Origin of the sequence: Natronospira elongata, assembly GCF_034931365.1 — a bacterium.
Taxonomy (GTDB): domain Bacteria; phylum Pseudomonadota; class Gammaproteobacteria; order Natronospirales; family Natronospiraceae; genus Natronospira; species Natronospira elongata.
On the sequence record NZ_JAYGII010000016.1, the window covers coordinates 1 to 17029 of the forward strand.

15 protein-coding genes and 1 tRNA gene are annotated in these 17029 nt (G+C 64.1%); 6 read left to right on the top strand and 10 right to left on the bottom strand.

The genetic code is table 11. The features are described from left to right. The 4 genes from VCB98_RS08410 to VCB98_RS08425 all read left to right on the top strand — a co-directional run. Positions 1–2226, top strand: a 2226-nt coding sequence (locus VCB98_RS08410; RefSeq protein ID WP_346051666.1) for a TonB-dependent receptor domain-containing protein, incomplete at its 5' end; no start/stop codon positions are given. Further along, a complete protein-coding gene (locus tag VCB98_RS08415) occupies positions 2201–2977 on the top strand; it encodes a glycerophosphodiester phosphodiesterase family protein (protein ID WP_346051668.1) in 777 nt (258 codons plus the stop codon). The genes VCB98_RS08410 and VCB98_RS08415, both read left to right, overlap by 26 nt. Then, positions 2974–4410: an FGGY family carbohydrate kinase gene (locus VCB98_RS08420; protein WP_346051670.1), complete on the top strand. Its 1437-nt coding sequence runs from the start codon at positions 2974–2976 to the stop codon at positions 4408–4410. Before VCB98_RS08415 ends, VCB98_RS08420 begins: the two co-directional genes overlap by 4 nt. Positions 4411–4571: 161 nt before the next feature. Next, entirely contained in the window at positions 4572–5057 is a 486-nt protein-coding gene (locus VCB98_RS08425) for a PPC domain-containing protein (RefSeq protein ID WP_346051671.1), read from the top strand. 60 nt (positions 5058–5117) lie between these two features. Here VCB98_RS08425 and VCB98_RS08430 read toward each other — a convergent pair. The 8 genes from VCB98_RS08430 to VCB98_RS08465 form a co-directional block, all read right to left on the bottom strand. Next, positions 5118–5194, bottom strand: a tRNA-Ile gene (locus tag VCB98_RS08430). A gap of 272 nt (positions 5195–5466) precedes the next feature. Further along, positions 5467–6930 (bottom strand): hypothetical protein, encoded by a 1464-nt coding sequence (locus tag VCB98_RS08435; RefSeq protein WP_346051672.1) that lies wholly within the window; start codon positions 6928–6930, stop codon positions 5467–5469. Further along, a complete protein-coding gene (locus VCB98_RS08440; RefSeq protein ID WP_346051673.1) occupies positions 6927–8747 on the bottom strand; it encodes a DAK2 domain-containing protein in 1821 nt (606 codons plus the stop codon). The genes VCB98_RS08435 and VCB98_RS08440 overlap by 4 nt, the downstream gene beginning before the upstream one ends. Positions 8748–8814: 67 nt before the next feature. Continuing rightward, a complete protein-coding gene (gene dinB, locus VCB98_RS08445; RefSeq protein WP_346051674.1) occupies positions 8815–9999 on the bottom strand; it encodes a DNA polymerase IV in 1185 nt (394 codons plus the stop codon). Beyond that, complete coding sequence (locus VCB98_RS08450) at positions 9971–10237, bottom strand: hypothetical protein (RefSeq protein ID WP_346051675.1); 267 nt, start codon at positions 10235–10237, stop codon at positions 9971–9973. Before VCB98_RS08450 ends, dinB begins: the two co-directional genes overlap by 29 nt. After that, a complete protein-coding gene (locus VCB98_RS08455; RefSeq protein WP_346051676.1) occupies positions 10237–10812 on the bottom strand; it encodes a DUF4136 domain-containing protein in 576 nt (191 codons plus the stop codon). Before VCB98_RS08455 ends, VCB98_RS08450 begins: the two co-directional genes overlap by 1 nt. 13 nt (positions 10813–10825) lie before the next feature. Further along, positions 10826–11431 (bottom strand): DUF4136 domain-containing protein, encoded by a 606-nt coding sequence (locus tag VCB98_RS08460; protein ID WP_346051678.1) that lies wholly within the window; start codon positions 11429–11431, stop codon positions 10826–10828. A gap of 75 nt (positions 11432–11506) precedes the next feature. Then, positions 11507–12259: a pteridine reductase gene (locus tag VCB98_RS08465; RefSeq protein ID WP_346051680.1), complete on the bottom strand. Its 753-nt coding sequence runs from the start codon at positions 12257–12259 to the stop codon at positions 11507–11509. 45 nt (positions 12260–12304) lie between these two features. On the opposite strand from VCB98_RS08465, the gene VCB98_RS08470 reads away from it, so the two are divergent. Both VCB98_RS08470 and VCB98_RS08475 read left to right on the top strand, forming a co-directional pair. After that, a complete protein-coding gene (locus VCB98_RS08470) occupies positions 12305–13504 on the top strand; it encodes a class I SAM-dependent methyltransferase (protein ID WP_346051682.1) in 1200 nt (399 codons plus the stop codon). Continuing rightward, positions 13501–14415, top strand: a complete 915-nt coding sequence (locus VCB98_RS08475; protein WP_346051684.1) for a hypothetical protein — start codon at positions 13501–13503, stop codon at positions 14413–14415. The genes VCB98_RS08470 and VCB98_RS08475 overlap by 4 nt, the downstream gene beginning before the upstream one ends. A gap of 26 nt (positions 14416–14441) precedes the next feature. On the opposite strand, the gene VCB98_RS08480 is transcribed toward VCB98_RS08475, so the two are convergent. Together VCB98_RS08480 and VCB98_RS08485 are read right to left on the bottom strand one after the other, a co-directional pair. Then, the gene (locus VCB98_RS08480) at positions 14442–15629 is read right to left on the bottom strand and encodes a hypothetical protein (protein WP_346051686.1); all 1188 of its coding nucleotides are present in this window, start codon (positions 15627–15629) and stop codon (positions 14442–14444) included. Then, positions 15629–16855: a multifunctional CCA addition/repair protein gene (locus VCB98_RS08485; protein ID WP_346051688.1), complete on the bottom strand. Its 1227-nt coding sequence runs from the start codon at positions 16853–16855 to the stop codon at positions 15629–15631. The genes VCB98_RS08480 and VCB98_RS08485 overlap by 1 nt, the downstream gene beginning before the upstream one ends. Between the last annotated feature and the right edge of the window lie 174 nt (positions 16856–17029).

The window sequence follows — 17029 nt, forward strand, 5'->3', positions numbered from 1 at the left end:
CGTGACCGGCGGATCTCCGCCGAGCCGGTGTTCGGCACCGGTTTAGCCCGGGGCAGTGCGGCCACGCCCCAGGGGCGCTTCTGGTTCCTGGATGAAGACAATGCCTTTCGCGACTGGCATTTGATTGAAGGCAGCCCGGCCTTCTCCGAAGTGGCCAATGACTTTCGCGATTTTCGTGACAGCGACCGCTACAATTTTGCCGCTGAACAGCAACTGCTGTCACCGGAATCACGTTTCAGCATCCATGCCGGGCTGGATCAGGCCCTGAGTGAAGGCATCACCCTGACGATCAATGCCTTCCATGCCCGCAAGCGCGCGACGCGCGAACATACGCCCAATGACCTCTTCCTTGGCGCCTTTGGTCAGCCTGGTTTCGATACGATTACCATCTCCGAGGATAATCATTTCAACCCCTTCGGATTTGATTTCGATCCTTCTGAGAATCTGGTTTCCCTTGCTCGGCGATTGACAGAGGCGGGCAATCGTCGCCATCACAGCAGCGAGAACAGTCTGCGTCTGCAGGCGGTCTTGAGTGGTGATGTGAGCCTGAATGATCGGCCATGGCACTGGCAGTTGTCGGTGATGCATGCTGATCGTGAGGGAAATGATCGTTTCCGGGGCTATGTGGATAGCGACCGGCTCCGCCAGGGTCTTGGGCCTTCGTTTATTGATCAGGATGATCAGGCGCGCTGCGGTGATCCGTCCGAATTGCTTCTTGACTGCGTGCCGATCAACCTCTTTGGTGGCCAGGGTGAAGATGGCAGCGGGACGATTGATCAAGAGCAGCTCGACTTTCTTTTGACCTCTGGTGCGGCGATGAACCGAACCACCCTGAATGAATGGCGTTTCGATATCGAAGGCCATGCCTTTTCCCTGCCTGCCGGGGAGGTGGCACTAACGGCCGGACTTCTCGGCCGTGACACCCGCTACACGCAATCGATGCAAGGCAGTCCCAACAGCGACCTGCCCGATGTCCGCGAGCTCGCGGGCACTTACCGCAGCGATGGGGTTTACCTAAATGCTCGAATGCCCTTGCTGCGCCATCGCTGGATGATGGACATGCTCGAGTTGGACGTGGGTGTGCGTCATAGGGATTTTGACGTCTTCAACGGAGGTACCACGCTCTCCACCGGTTTGGCCTGGCAGCCCGTGTCTGAACTGCAGATCCATTACCGTCGGGATCAGGCTTTGCGAGTCCCCAGTGCCCTCCAAGCCTTCGAGTCGACCAGCTCTAGCCTTATGGTTTCCTTTGATCCCTGCAGTGGGGTGGAATCGGGGGTCTCTGATCCCGGAATTATAGAGCGATGTCAAAGAGATGGGATCCCTCCCGACGGAATCTTCCTGCCACCAGTTCGGGCGGATGTCCTCATGGGCGGGGCGGTCAGCGGTGGGCGTACATTGAATCCAGAAAAGTCGACCCTGGAACGCATCGGAGTGAGCTGGGCGCCGGAGGCACTTCCCGGTTTTCATGCCAGCCTCGATGTATGGTCGCAGGAAATCGAGGATTTCATTCGTGCGCCTTTTTTTCAGGAGGCACTTGTCGGTTGCTACTGGGAGGGTGTGGAAACACTCTGTGATCGGGTGACCCGGAACGGGTTTGACACCAGTGTTGATCTGGTGCCGATCAATGACAGTCGTGGTGCCAGCTTTCGCGGTATGGATCTGGGGTTGGCCTACTCTGGGATACCCTTTCCCTGGGGCGAGCTGGACCTGCACCTGGATGCCAGCCGCCTGAGCAGCGTCCGCCTGCCAACTTACGATGAAGATGCACGGGCCTTGAGCCAGCCCAATCTTTCCGGCACCAACCGCGTCAACCAGGCCGTGCCCGAGTGGCGCGCCGATCTGACTCTGGACTGGCGGCGCGACGCCTGGCGTTTCCGGTGGAGCATGCGCTTCATCGACTCCATGCGCGAGCCCTGCCAGGAACTGACGGGTGCCACCTCGGTTTTGCTGATCGATCTGGGCCTTTGTAATGACATAGAACGAGATGAAGACGGCGCCATCGTCCCCGGTGGCGATCACCGCAATCGAATCGGCAGTCTTACCTATCATGATGTGCAACTGGCCTATCGTTTCGGGCACGGCGGGGAACTGGCCGGTGGCGTGAGCAATCTCTTTGACAAGGCCGCCCAGTTCTCCGCAGCCACCGCGGCACACAGTTTTGATGCCACCATCCACGAGATTCCGGGTCGTCGTCTTCATGTCCAGTATCGACAGCGATTCTGACAGGCCAGTGGATTGGCTGCTTGCCCATCGGGGCTGGCCGGGTCGTTACCCGGAAAATTCCCGTGCCGGTGTGGCAGCGGTGATCGAGGCCGGGGCCCGGCGGGTGGAGTTCGATGTGCAGCTCAGTGCCGATCGCCAGCCGGTGGTGATCCATGATGATCATCTGGGTCGGGTCAGCGGTCGTCGCGGTCGGGTGGGCAGTCTGTCGCTTGCCGAGCTGGAGAAGACGAGCATTGGCGAGCCGGAACGCTTCGGCGATCGATTCGCCGGGGAATGCCTGCCGTCCCTGGAAAGCATGCTCGAGCTGACAAGTCGCACGCCGAAGGTGCAGCTTTTCGTGGAGCTCAAGCGCGCCAGTCTGCGGCGCTTTGGCCGTGAGGCCATGGTGGAACCGCTGCTGGGTGCTCTTTCCCGGGTCCCGAACCCGGTGGTGGTCATATCCTTCGACCGCCGCGTTCTGGAAATGGTCCGCAGTCGATCCGGTCTGCCCATTGGCTGGGTCTTCAAGCCCTGGAACGAGTCGGCCCAGGTGGAGGCAGGGCGCCTGCAACCGGAGTATCTTTTCGTGCGTCAGGACCGGGTCCCGGCAGGGCCGGCACCGTTCTGGCCGGGTGACTGGCAGTGGGTGGTCTACGGCGTTGAGACGGCTGCCACGGCAAGGGAATTCCGTCAGCGGGGGACGGATGTGATTGAGACCGATTACCTGCCCGAGCTGGCGACGGCCATCAGTGGGGAGGATAAGGGCTCATGACTCCTGCGGCCTATCTACTATTGGACCAGGGTGGCCACGGTTCTCGGGCACTGCTCATGGATGAGGCGGGCCGCCAGTTGGCCGAGGCGGATGCAGCGGTCGCCACCCGGGAAGACAACGGTGATCGGGTCGAGCAGGACGGGGCCGAAATCGTTGCCAGCCTGCGGCGCTGCATTGCCGGTATTCGTGCCCAATACCCGGGGAAATCCATAACAGCGGCCGGACTGGCCGTTCAGCGGGGCAGTGTGCTGTGCTGGGATCGTGACAGCGGTAAGCCGCTGACAGCGGTGCTGTCCTGGCGCGATCGTCGCCGGCCCGAGCGGCAGGGCCCGGCCCCGGGTCAGGTGCGTGAACGAACAGGGCTGCGATACTCGCCCTACGGTGGCGCGCCCAAACTCCGCTGGTGCCTGGAGTCCGAGCCTCAGGTGGCCAGGGCGGCGGCGGCCGGACGTCTGGCCATGGGTCCCCTTGCCAGTTTCCTCTTGCGTGCCTTGCTTGAGCCGGATACCCATCTGATTGATCCGGGGCTCGCCCAGCGCAGTCTGCTGTGGTCCCGTCAGGTGGGGGATTGGGACCCCGTGCTGCTGGAAGCCTTTGGCCTGGACCGGCGGTGGCTGCCACGGGTCTGTCCCAGCCATCATGACTACGGGCAGTTGCGGGATCTGGCGGGCGCCGTCCCCCTGGGGCTGCTGATGGGGGATCAGAACGCCGTGCCCTGGCTGGCCGGCTCACCGCGGGCGGATACCAGCTATCTCAACCTGGGCACGGGCGGATTCATGCTCCGCCCCGTCGCCGCGGACCAGGATCCCGGTCCCTTCCAGTTCACCCTGCTGGAACCCACATTACCGACACCCTATGCGCTCGAGGCCAGCCTCCACGGTGTCGGTGCCGCCCTCGACTGGTTGAGTCGTCGCCTTGATAAAGCCATTGGCCCGGCGCAGATCCGTCAGTCCCTGCGGGAGCCGGGCAACGCGCCGCTGTTCATCAATAGTGTGGGCGGGCTCGGTTCCCCCTGGTGGCAGGCCGGGCCATCACCGGACTTTCTCTCCCCTGACGGGGTGTCCGTGATCCCGGATCCGGAGCCCCAGGCGGCGCTGGCTGGCGTGCTCGAAAGTATCTGCTTTCTCATTCGCGAGAACCTGGATGACATGGACGAACTCGCCGGCCAGTCAGAAAGACTGTTGCTGTCCGGCGGCTTGAGCCGAAGCGATGAATTCTGTGCCCTGATTGCCGCCTTTCTGAACCGTCCGGTCTCTCGGCTGGTGGGTGGGGAGGCCACGGCCACCGGGCTTTGGTGGCGGCTGCGGGGTGCGGACGGGCCTGGCCCCGAGGTGGCGAGGGTAGCGGCAGATCCCGGCCCCTGGGATTTGCAGGCCATGGAGCGGCGCTGGCGAGTCTGGCGGCGCTGTATGCCGGACGTAGCCGCGGATTGAGGATTTTTTCGGGGTTGCCCTGTTCGGGGGATGGCACCCCCCCGGGAATGGGTTAATATCTACCATCGGCAGGCTCTGACTCCAAACCCTGGGGACTGGCCGGCCACCAAGCAACAACAACAAAAGGGCCGCCAGGCCATTACCCGGGAGGAGGGAATCCGATGCCTGTATCAATGACCCGTCAGCGGGGTGTAGCCCTGCTCGTTTCAAGTCTTGCCGCTGCCAGTCTGCTGACCGCCTGTAACAGCAGCAGTAGCAGTGACAGTACGGACGCGTCCGCAATCAATGTCGCCCAGGTGACCGGCAGTGTTGCCGAAGATCATTGGCGTGAATACGTCACCGTCGTACCGGACGGTACCACCAGCCTGCATGTGCGCCTGCACAATCTTAGCGCCGATGCCGACCTTTACGTTTGGGAATATTCCACTGCCAATTCCTGCTGGTCCAGCAATCCCGGCACCAACGATGATGTCTGTGAGTTTGACAGTCCGGGCGCGGGTGACTGGGGCATCGAAGTGGAAGGGTGGGATCCTGGTACCACCAGCTACACCCTCACCGTGACCCTGCAGCCATCCGACAAGGAAGCGACTCTGGAGTTTGTCGACGATGGCAGTTGGGGCGGCCTGCCCCTTGTTAATCGTCGCTAAGACGCATGGGTTGAAAACAAAAAAGGCCGGCGTTGAGAAAACGCCGGCCTTTTTCTTTTCTGGTGGGCCCGCCAGGACTCGAACCTGGGACCAAGGGATTATGAGTCCCCTGCTCTAACCAACTGAGCTACAGGCCCTTTGAAAATCACGTGTGTGGCATCTTTTACCAAAGCCTTCTCGGGGGCATCGAGCCCCGCTCGAAGGCTCCGGGATTATGCTTCGCGCTGCGCTGTCCTGCTCCGCGCGCGGTCCAGCCCGGCCATCCTGGCCGGTCGTTCGCCGAACTGCGAAATGCCACCGGCATTTCGATTCCGGCTCACCCCCTGCTCTAACCAACTGAGCTACAGGCCCAAAAGTTGAACGCGGGATTATAGCCTGTGAGCGGTGCCGGGGTCATTGCCTGATTGCTTCAATGGTCGATCAGGGGCGCTTCATGGGGCGTCATGATGGCTCGACGAAGGGGCGCCAGTGGGGCTTCATCGTCCAGTTCAAAACTTTTCCCCGGCTGCGGCAGGCCGAGCTGTTCCAAGATTTCGGCGATGTCGGGAAAACCCACCGCCAGGATGTAGTCATCATAAAAGGCGGTGAAGAGATCGTCCGTTCCGGCAATCCGGTCCAGCTCCTTGAGGGCCTCGCGGCCATCGGCGGAGCGGCGGGCATCGAAGCAGCAGGCGGCCCATTCGGCCAGCACATGGTCCAGGCTTTCGGCCGTGTCCGGATCGCTGCGCAGGGCCACATCCGCCTTCAGCATCAGGGCGGCCCCGCTCCAATAGACGAATTCCGCGCCCCCTTCCTGGCCCATGGCCCGGGTGATGTCCAGGATGGTGCCCGGAATCCGGGCCCAGATACCATCATCCATGTCATCAAGGAATCGTTGCCAGGCGCTTTCCGCTGACAGGTGTCCGGCCCGGGCCAGGCCGATGTACTGGTAGTAGGTGGCAATGCCTTCGGACAGCCAGGCATGTTCCCGCTGCACCGGCGGATGCAGCAGGTGCATGAACTCATGGGCCATCAGGGGATCGGGACGATAGGCCGAGTCGGGAAAACCCGCCTTCATGCCCAGCAGCAGACCGGGGCCACCGGCCCGGCTGACCCGGCCGCTGGACAGCGGGCGATCGCCACTGTCCAGGGGAATGATCACGGCCTGAACACGGTCGGTCGGCAATCGGCCGTAGATGGTTGTTGCCGCCTCAAGGCCGGCCTCAAGCCAGTCATGGCTCAGGGTCGGGTCGGCAGCTTCACCGGGGCCACTGGTAATGGCCACGCCCAGTCGGGTACCGGCTCTCTCAATTTGGAGCTGATCGAATTCACCCACCACCATGCTGGCATCCCAGCCCAGGGGCGGATAGCCGAGTGCGAACCGGGCCGGGTTGTCATCACCCGCCTCCGATAGCCCACGCCAGGGACCGGAAAGCTGCAGTTCCCCATCCAATTCGAAATGCAGCTCAATATCCTGATAGGGGCTCAAGCGGCGGGGTTGCCACAGCCAGATGCGGGGTGAGATCACCAGGGCCTCGCCGGCGCGGGCGGCAATGCCCAGGTTGCGACTGCGTGCGGCCCGGCCCAGATCGACCTGATAGCGAATGCAGCCATCATCGGGTTGCTGGCGGATACGCAGGCGCTGTCTTTCATCCGGGCGCAGTCGCCGGGTCTTGCCGTCCACCACCATCTCCGCCTGCTCAAGGACATTGCCGGCCCAGTTGTGAGAGGCATAGAGGAGATCGGGAACGCGGCCATCAAAGCAGGCTTCCACCGACAGTTGCGATAGCCGCTCGTCGATATGCACATGGTAGTCGTGCAGCTGGGAGAGACTGCCCGAGGCGGTCCCGGCAGCGGCCAGCAGTGCGGCCGTGAGCCCGCCCAGTACCATCATGGGCTGGCGTTGTCCTGTTCCTGCAGGGCCACCACCAGGGTCCCGGGTCCGGCGTGGGCGCCGAGGGCGGGCCCCACCGAGACCAGGGTCGGTTCTTCGTCCAGGGGCAGGGCGTCCCGCAATTGCGCGAGCAGGGCCTGGCCATCCTCGCGGCAGTTGCAGTGGCCCACCAGCAGACGATAGCGGCGGCTTGAGCGTGCGCGGCGGCGGACAAAGCGGGCCAAGCGTTCCACCACCCGATCCTGTCCGAACAGGATGCCGCCGGCATCCACCTTGCCACTGCCCCAGGCGGTGAGAATTGGGGTCAGCCCCAGGCGATCCACCAGTTTCTGTTTCAGCGGCGACACCCGGCCGCCGCGGACCCCGAAACTCAAATCGCGCACCCCCCCCCAGACACGGGTGCGGCGTCGACTGTCTTCCAGCCGCGCCATGATCTCATCGGCACTGGCCCCGGACTGGGCCATTTCAGCCGCCTCCCGGACCAGAAGTCCGAGTCCGGCCGACAGCGTGCGACTGTCAAACACCCGGATGTCGGCTCCTTCCACCCGACGGGCACCGCTGACCGCCGACTGCCAGGTACCCGAGCCTCGCGATGTCACATGAATGGCGACAACGCTGTCGAAATGAGAAGCCAATACCTGAAACACCCGCCGGAACTCCCCGGGTGCGGGCTGGGAAGTGGCCGGATGCTCGCCGTCTTCGTTCAGGCGCTGGTAGAAATCCTCGGCACTCAGAGAGAGCTTGTCCAGATAGGTCTTCTCGCCAAAGCGGACATGGACCGGCACCACATGGATATCCAGTTCATCGAGCAAGGCTTCGGGCAGGTCTGCGGCCGAGTCGGTGACGATGGCCACACGGCGAGCACCGCCGGCGGCGTCCTTCTGCTGCTGCCACATGTCATCCGCCTTGTGGCCGCTGACCTCGCCGAATTCCCCGGCCAGGCGGAACAGGCGCCTGGGGTCGTTGCTATGGATGTGCACCTTGATCTTGTGCCGGGCCCCGGCGATGACCAGGCTGTTGCCCTCGCCGGCCAGTGCTTCCCGGATCTTTCGCGGGTCCAGGTCCTCGCCTCGAATGACGCATTCCGTGCAGTAGCGAAACTCGCTCGGGTCATCGCTGACCCCCGCCCGGGCCTGGGCCTCGACCGCCTCGTCGAAGGCCGGCTCCGGCAATTGGCGGATATGGCCGGCGTGGAGGAACTCGCTGATCCCGCGCAACAGCTCCACGAAGCCTTCGGCGCCGGCGTCCACCACCCCGGCCCTGCGCAGCACGGCAAGTTGCTGGGGTGTTCTTGCCAGGGCCTGTTCGGCGGCTTCCAGCGAATGCTCCAGCATCTGCCGGATATCGGCGTTGGTCTGTCTTATCTGGGCCTGGAGACTCTCGGCGAATTCATGCAGCACGGTGAGCAGGGTGCCGTCCCGGGGCTCGGTCATCGCCTCCCGGGCGTATTCGGCGCCCTGGCTGGCCCCCACGGCAAAGTGATTGGCCTCCAGTACGGCCTGCTGGGCGCAGGCATCGGAGAAGCCCTGAAAAAACTGGGCCATGATTGCCCCTGAGTTGCCACGGGCACCGTCCAGGCCGGCATCGGCCAATGTGGTCAGGGCGCGTCCGGCATGGCGCTCGGGGCGCTGGCGCAGGCCCAGCAGCATGGCATGCAGGGTTAGCCCCAGGTTGGTGCCGGTATCGCCATCGGCCACCGGGAAGACATTGATCTTGTTGAGATGATTCTGTCGCCGACTGAGGCGGGCGACACCTGCCTGCAGGGCCCGGCTGAGTCGGTGGCCGTCGATGTAGTTGATGGCGCTCTGACCGCGCATGGATCGTCCTCGTCGCTGTGGATTTCCTGAATTTACACCAGCCGGCGGAGCGCGGCGACCGTTGGCCTCAGCCACGCCGGCGCAGACCACGGCGTAGCACCCCGGCGCCGAAACGTTCACGGGCGGCGTCCAGCAGGCGATCGGTTTCAGCCAGCCGGCTTGCGTCCTGGAAAAGCCCCATCTGGCCGGTGGACTTGACCAGTTCCCTTGCCCCGATGCCCAGCAAGCGCAGCCTCGGTGGCCGGGGTTGCTGCTGCCACCACTGCTCGGCCAGCGCAATGGCGACCTGGCGCAATTCCTCGCCGCTGGCGCTGGGCCGGTTCAGGCGCTGCTGACGGGTGTGGGTACGGAAATCCCGGCTGCGCAGTTTGACGGTCAGGCTGGTGGTTTCCAGTGATTGCTCCCGCAAGCGGGCCGCCAGTTGTTCGGCCATCTCGGTCAGCAGTTGGCGCATTCGCATCGACTCGCTCAGGTCGCGGTCAAAGGTTCGTTCGGTACTCAGGGAGTGGGTCGGGCGTTCGCTCTTGACCGGGCGCCGGTCGCGGCCCGCGGCAAGGGCCTTGAGGCGACTGGCCTGGCGGCCCACCAGGCCACGAAGGCGTGGTTCCGGCACCCGTCGCAGGCTGCCGAAGGTGCTCAGGCCGGCCCGCCGCAGTCGCAGCGTGGTGCCTTCCCCCACGCCCCAGAGACGCTCCACCGGCAGTGGGTCCAGAAAGGCTTGCACGCCATGGGCAGGGACATGCACCAGGCCGTCGGGCTTGCCCACATCGGAGGCCAGCTTGGCCACGAACTTGTTGGGGGCGATGCCCACCGAGGCAATCAGGCCGATCTCGTCGCGGATGCGGCGTCGCAGGCCCTCGGCCAGCGCTTCGGGGTCGGTTCGGGCGGCCGGGTCGGCGGAGAGGTCGAGAAAGGCCTCGTCCAGCGAGAGCCCTTCCACCTCCGGGGTCAGCGCACGAAAACAGCCAAAGACCTGTCGTGACAGCTCACGATAGCGGTCCATGCGCACGGCGCGGAAGTGGGCCTGTGGGCAGCGCTGGCGAGCGCGGCTGATGGGCATGGCGGAATGGATAGCAAATGCCCTGGCTTCGTAGCTGGCAGCCGAAACCACGCCTCGGCCCCCCAGGCCGCCGACGATGACCGGCTGTCCGCGCAGCTCGGGAAAATCGAGCTGCTCCACCGAGGCGTAGAAGGCATCCAGGTCAACGTGGAGGATCAGGCGTTCAGCTGTCGTGCATGTCGGCTCGGACACGTTCGGCAGCCTCCCGGCTCAAGAGCACTACATTCATGCTGGCAGGATAGATACGCCCCTGGGCGCGCAGGGACTCGATGTCCGGGCCATGGGACTGGGCTCTGAGCAGCAGAAAATCCCGATCCTCGGTGAGTGCCTCGCCAAGGCGCTTGAAGGCCCGAAAGGCGGTCCCCTTGGGGCAGTGTTCGGCCTCGTCGAGCTCCCGGAAGCTGAGCCATTGTGGATTGTCTTCCGGCATTACTCTCTTTCCGGCGGAAATTCGGCCACGATGGCCTCGATCAGTCGCTTGAGGCGACTGTCATCATAGCGGTCCTGACGGCGATCGCTCTCCCGCCAGCCGCGCCAGACCAGCATGTTCTGTTCCCGGTCGATGATATCGATCATCAGCGTGGTCACGGTCTGTGGGCGTGACCCGCCCACGGCCAGGCCGCCGCCCACGGCAGTGCCGCCTCCACGGCGGGCAGTGCCGACGCCGATGCTCAGTCCCGTGCCGCCGCTGACCGCCTCGCGGCTGCTGCTTCGATAGGTGACCAGAAAGTCCGCCGTCTCCGGGTCGGTTTGCTGGAAGCCGGCCTCGGTCAGTGCCTCGGTGACCAGTCGTTGCACCCGGCGGTCAAGGAGCTCACTGTCGAGCGCGGGGTCTTCGACCTCGACCCGCAGCGGTGCCATCCAGGCAAAGCTTCGGTAGGGCTCATAGCTGATTTCCCGGTCGTACTCGGTCTTGACCGGCGTGGCGCAGCCTGCGAGCAACAGCAAGGCCAGCAGGCCGATAACGGCACGGCGGTGATTGTACTTTTGGATGGCAATGGACATGGCATGGCCTCCCTTAGAATCCTGGAGGGAAATCAGCCAGAATACGTTGCAGAAGTTGTTTCAGCCGCTCGTCCCGGAAGCGTTCCTGGCGGACCTCGCTGGCCCGCCAGCCCCGCCAGATCAGCTCACCCCGTTCACGATCGATCACGTCCACGATCAGGCTTCCTTCTCGGTAGACCCGGGTATCGCCGACGTAATGCACATGATGATGGACCGGCGGGCCGAAAAATGGATGAGGATGATAGTTGGGGTGCCAGTAAGGGTGCCAGCGGTAGCTCGGCCCGTGGTGCAGATGCACCCGGACATTAGGGGAGACAAGGCGCTCACGGGTCACCGTGTGGTAAGTGATGAGAAAGTCCGCGGATTCGGCATCCACTTCCTGATAGCCCCTGTCCTTGAGGATGGCCCGGACGGCATGGGCGACCCGGCGGTCCAGCAATTCGCTGTCCAGAACAGGATCCCGCACGGTCTCGCGCCTCGGTGCGGTCCAGGCAAAGCTTTGGTAGCGGTCGAAATCCACCCCCGGGTCATGCTCGCTCCGAGTGGGCGTGGCGCAGGCGGCAAGCAGCCAGGCCAGCAACAGAACCAGCACCAGAACCGGTGTGCCTTTCTTGATCATGAGCGTCATCCTCTCCAGGCTGTTCGCCTCTACCTCAAATCAGACCGTTGCACGGGATTGGGGGTTCCGGTGCCCTCAGTCCACCGCACTGCGTCCCCCGTCCACCGGCAGGATCTGGCCGGTAACATAGGGCGCGTCGCGCACCATGAACAGCACCGCCGCAGCAATGTCGCGAGGCTCGCCCTTGCGGCCCAAGGGGACGCGGGCCAGGAGTTGTTGCTGGGTGTCGGCATTCATTGGCTGCTCCGGCCAAAGAATGGCGCCGGGCGCGACCCCGTTGACCCGCACCGAGGGGGCCATTTCACCGGCCAGGCTCCGGGTCAGCATGGCCAGTCCGGCCTTGGCGGCGGTATAGACCGGGTGCCCGGCCAGGGGCCGGAAGGCATGAATGTCGATGATGTTGATGATCTGCCCCTGCCGTCGGGCCAGGGCTTCACAGGCGGCCTGTGCCAGGAAGTAGGGTGCCTTGAGGTTGCTGCCCATGAGATCCTCCCATTGGGCTTCATCGGTCTCGCCCAGGGGGGTGGGATAGAAGCTGGAGGCATTGTTGACCAGCAAATCCAGCCCGCCCCATTGTTCCGCGGCCTTGATCAGGGAGGGGAAGGCATCCGGGGCCAGCAGATCGGCCTGGGCGGTGACCGCCGACTCGGCTCGCCGGTCATTGAGGCTCTGGGCCAGTGCCTCGGCTTCCTGGCCCGAGTGGCGGTAGTGGATGACCACATTCATGCCCGCCTGGTGGAGCTGCTCGGCAATGACTGCACCGATGCGCCGGGCGGCGCCCGTGACCAGAGCCGTTTTGCCCGCCAGGGGGCCTGTATTATCCTGCATGATCTTTTATCCCAACGCTGACCGGAAGAGGCAGATTACAGCGCCATGAACGCACCCCGCAATCCAGAGGAAGAAGCCGGTCGCCTGCCGGAGCCGCCACCGGAAGCCCTGGCCCATAGCCAGCGCGTGGCTGCCCGCATTGGCGAGGCCATCGATGCCGAGGGGGGCGTGATTCCCTTTTCCCGCTACATGGATATGGCCTTGTACGAGCCTGGGCTGGGCTATTACAGCGCCGGGGCGCGAAAATTCGGGGAAGCGGGCGATTTCATCACCGCACCGGAGATGTCTTCCCTGTTCAGTGTCTGTCTCGCGGATCAGGCTGAGGAGGTGCTGGATCGTCTGGGCGGGGGCCAGATTCTCGAGATGGGGGCCGGCTCCGGCGCCATGGCCGCGGCCATCCTCGACCATCTGGCCGCGCGGGGTTGCCTGCCGGATCGTTATCTCATTCTCGAGGTGAGCGCGGATTTGCGTGAGCGCCAGGCCGAGACCATTGAGGCCCGGGCGCCGGATCTGCTGGAACGCGTCCATTGGGTTGATGATCTGCCCGAGCGCCTGCGCGGCGTGGTGCTGGCCAATGAGGTGCTGGATGCCCTGGCGGTGGAGCGTTTCCGTATCCGCGGTGGTGCGGTCCGGCGTCTGGGTGTGGCCCGTGGTCAGCGTGGATTCGCCTGGCGGGAGATGGCCCATGACCGCGAGCTGTCCGAGCGGGTCAGGGCAGTGGAAAAGGATCTCGGCCGCAAGCTCCCGGAAGGCTATGAATCCGAGCTGGCGGTCAGCATGCCCGCGCTGGTTCGGCGGGTGGGTGAGTGCCTGAGTCGCGGCGCGGCCCTGTTTGTCGATTACGGCCTGCCGCGCCGGGAATATTATCTCCCGGAACGCAATCGTGGCACCCTCATGTGCCACTACCGCCATCGGGCCCATGACGATCCCTTTGTCTATCCGGGGATTCAGGACATCACCGCCTGGGTGGATTTCACCACCGTGGCCGAGGCGGCCGTGGCTTCAGGCTGCGATCTGCTGGGTTTCACCACCCAGGCCCATTTCCTTCTCGGGGCGGGCATCGATCGTCATGTTGCCCATGTGAACCCCGAGGACACCCTGAGTCAGCTCAAGCTGGCCCAGGAGGTGAAGCTTCTCACCCTGCCGGGCGAGATGGGCGAACGCTTCAAGGTGATTGGCTTTGCCCGTGGCGAGGGCATCGGCATGAGCGCCTTTGGTTTTCGTGATCTGCGAATGCGGCTATGAATCGTTCTGTTTTTATCGTTTGTGCACTGCTGCTTGCCCAGGCGGCGACCGCTGAGGCCTTGTGGACCGCGGAATCGGAGCTGCGCGCCAGCGATGCCGATTCATACAGCTGGTTGCTGTCAGTGGACCGCAGTCTCGGGGAGCGCGGTCTGATCTACGTCACAGTGCGCGAGTCCCAGGTGGATGCCGAGGGAGCCGATCTGGACACGGGCAGTCGTGTTCTGGGGGGCATGTACCGTCTGAACGAGACCTGGCGGCTGAGCGCCCATGCCGAGCGCTGGGGGCGGCGGGGGGATATCCGGGCCGACCGTCTCAGCAGCACCTTGTCTGGCAATGGCGAACAGTTCGGTCTCTCGCTGATTGCGGGCATGCGCTGGATCACCCTGTCGGCCGGTGCACCGGCCCGCTCGCCAGGCAATGGCGATAATGGGCCGCCGTTCGGAATCCCGGTGGATCCTGGTGATGACGACGAGGAAAACGGCGATCGGGTGGCCGAGGATTTTGATCTCAAGGCGCGTCAATTGGGAATTCGTGGCCGCTGGTTCCTGGACGATCAGTGGACCCTGGTGGCCGGCCTCAATTGGGACAGTTACGACCGAAATCCGGGTGACCTGGCCGCCCGGGAGGCCATTGAGCAGCTCAGCAGTTCCGCGGTTACCCTGGCCCAGAGCTTCCGCGATCGCGGTCTGTTTTTCGAAGTTCGCCATGACTTCGGTGAGTTTCGGGAATTGTCTGTCTACCTGGCCCGGGATCGTTCAGCGGTGGATGGGCGTCGCGCCGATACCCTGGCCCTGAGCTGGATTCAGCCCATGGCGGATGCCTGGGACGTTCGGCTGGAGGTGGGGCGGACCCGGACCGAGGATTTCGATCCCACCCACTTTGTCGGCGTCGGTCTGACCTGGTATCCCTGATTCTGTACTGCCTGATTGGCACTCGTTCAGAACAAGGGGATCAGTCGCCCTTCACCCATGGTCTCGCTGTTTCCATCGATGCGCACGCTGTTCTCGCCACTGAAATCGCTCAGTTCCAGGAAGGGGCCATCCTGGTCGCGCCCGCTCAGCACCAGGGTTTGGCCATCGGCACTGATATCCACCCCGGGGTCCGGGGCGCCGTCCACCTGCGTGATGCTTGTTACCTGCGTCGTCTGGCCGGGATTGATCATCAAAATGGAGAACATCCTCCAGATCGTGTTGTCGCCGCTTTCATCGCGGCTTAGCAGCACACCCCGCTCGCCATTGCCGGCAAGCCGCCAGGCGACGAGGTCGCCGGCCAGGTCCGGGGCGACCCGTTGGGCGGCGCCGGCATCCATCTGGGCGAAGAAGGCGCCCACCCCATCCTGGTTCTCCAATTCGCCCATGAAGGCCACCCGATTGCCATCGTCACTGAGCTGGAAGGGGCAGGGGCCGGCGGCGGGTTGATCCACGATGACGGCACGCAGATCCGCGTGATTGCTGGGTACGGGTACCGGATTGGCCCCACTGCTGGGGCTGCGAAAGAGCTGGCCATCGTCGTTAAAGATGACAAAGGTGCCGGCCGCATTGATATCCGTGCAGCTGATGTCGCCTTCCACGGTGACCAGTGTTTCCACCTGATCTGCAATCGGATCCCAGATGCCCACGCCACGGCTGACACTGCTCTCCGGGTCAGAGGCAACGCTGCGGATATCTTCGGCAAAGGCGATGGTGCTGGCGTCCGCGTCCACCGAGGCGCCCCAGCTCAGCCGGGTGTCGGCCCCGGCATCCCGAGGCAGGGACTGTCGATCGTTGCCGCTGCTGTCCACATGGATGACACGGGGCAGCGTGTCGGTCTCGGTGGTCTGGTCAACCGTGAACGTCAGACCGGCCTGATTCCGGGCCAGGGAGGGCAGGCGCAGCGCCTCCTGGTTCTGGCTGGCGCGCTCGGTCAGCCGCAGTTCACTGTCTTCCAGTCGCCACAAGGCGATGCCGCTGCTGCCGCTACCGGAAAAATGCCAGGCCAGCTCACCGCTGAATTCACTGGTATCGCTGTCCAGCATCTCATCTTCATCGTCGTCCGGTCCGACGAAACTGCTCTCCTCACCGTCGAAACAGGCGCTGAGCAGCAACATCAGGGCCAGGCAATACAGGCAAGCCATCTTTTTCAGCATCATTCTGCTCCGCTCAATGTGTTGGCAATCGCGCGGACGCGCAGTCGTCGCAGGGCATCTCCGAAGGCCTTGCCCTGGTAGCGGCTGGCGTCCACCTGTTCACTGCCCACCGCGGCGGCCGCGGCCAGGCAGGCTCGCAGATGGTTGGCCTGGGGGTAGGCTCGCCCTTCAAGCCCTTTGCGGCCCCTGGCGTCTGCCTCGCAGACTAACAGTAGCCGTTCAAAGTCTTCAGGCCGCCGGAGGGCGTCACAAGCCTCCAGGACCTTCATGATAGTGGCGGCGCGCAGTTCCTGCGCGCGGTGCACATGGGTGTGCCAGCGGGCCGCCAATCGGCCAAGGCGTTCATGGGCCTTGGGAATCCTGAGTCGTTTGACCATGGCCACCACCAGTTTCTCCCCGCTCTTCTCATGCCCATGATGCGCGGGCCAGGCCTGGGTCGGGGTCAGCCCCTTGCCCAGGTCATGGACCAGGGCGGCGAAGCGAATTCGAGTATCGTCACTGAGTCTGGCGGCCTGTTCCAGGACCCGCAGCACATGGTCGCCGGTATCGATCTCCGGATGGTGGGCCTCGGGTTGGGGGACTCCGAACAGGCGGTCCACTTCCGGAAACAGAATCGCCAGGGCGCCGGTCTCGCGGAGCACCCGGATGAATACCTGCGGTGCCGCTTCGCCCAATGCCCGCTCGGTTTCCTGCCAGATGCGTTCCGGGCTCAGGGCCTGGAGCTCCTCCGGCGTGGCCATGGTCTGCATCAGCGTCAGGGTTTCCTCGGCGATACGAAAGCCCAGGTGGTGGAAGCGGGCGGCAAAGCGGGCCACTCTCAGTATTCGCAGGGGGTCTTCACGGAAGGCGGGGGAGACATGGCGAAGCAGGCCGGCCTCCAGGTCGGCGCGGCCACCGAAGGGGTCCACCAGTTCGCCCTCTCGGGTCTCGGCCATGGCGTTGATGGTTAGATCCCGGCGAGCCAGATCGTCTTCCAGGCTGACGTCGGGGGCGGCATGAAAGTCGAAGCCATGATAACCACGCCCGGCCTTGCGCTCGGTGCGGGCCAGGGCATATTCCTCGCCGCTCTCGGGATGCAGGAAGACAGGAAAATCCCGACCCACCGGGCGGAAACCCCGCTCGGTCATGGCCTCCGGTGTCGCACCCACCACCACCCAGTCCCGGTCGGTGACCGGACGCCCCAGGAGCTTGTCGCGAACCGCGCCGCCTACGAGGTAGATATCCATGAGCGGTATTGTAGGGGAGCGGCGAAGCGCGAGCTACGAGTGTTGGAGGGTGAGGGGGCAGGGGTGAGGCGTTAGGGGTGAGGAGTCAGGGGGTGAAAGTAGCACCAAGCCGGCGGCTACGGGCTCGCCGCTCGAAGCTCGCCGCCCCAAAAAAAACGGGGCGGCAAACACTGC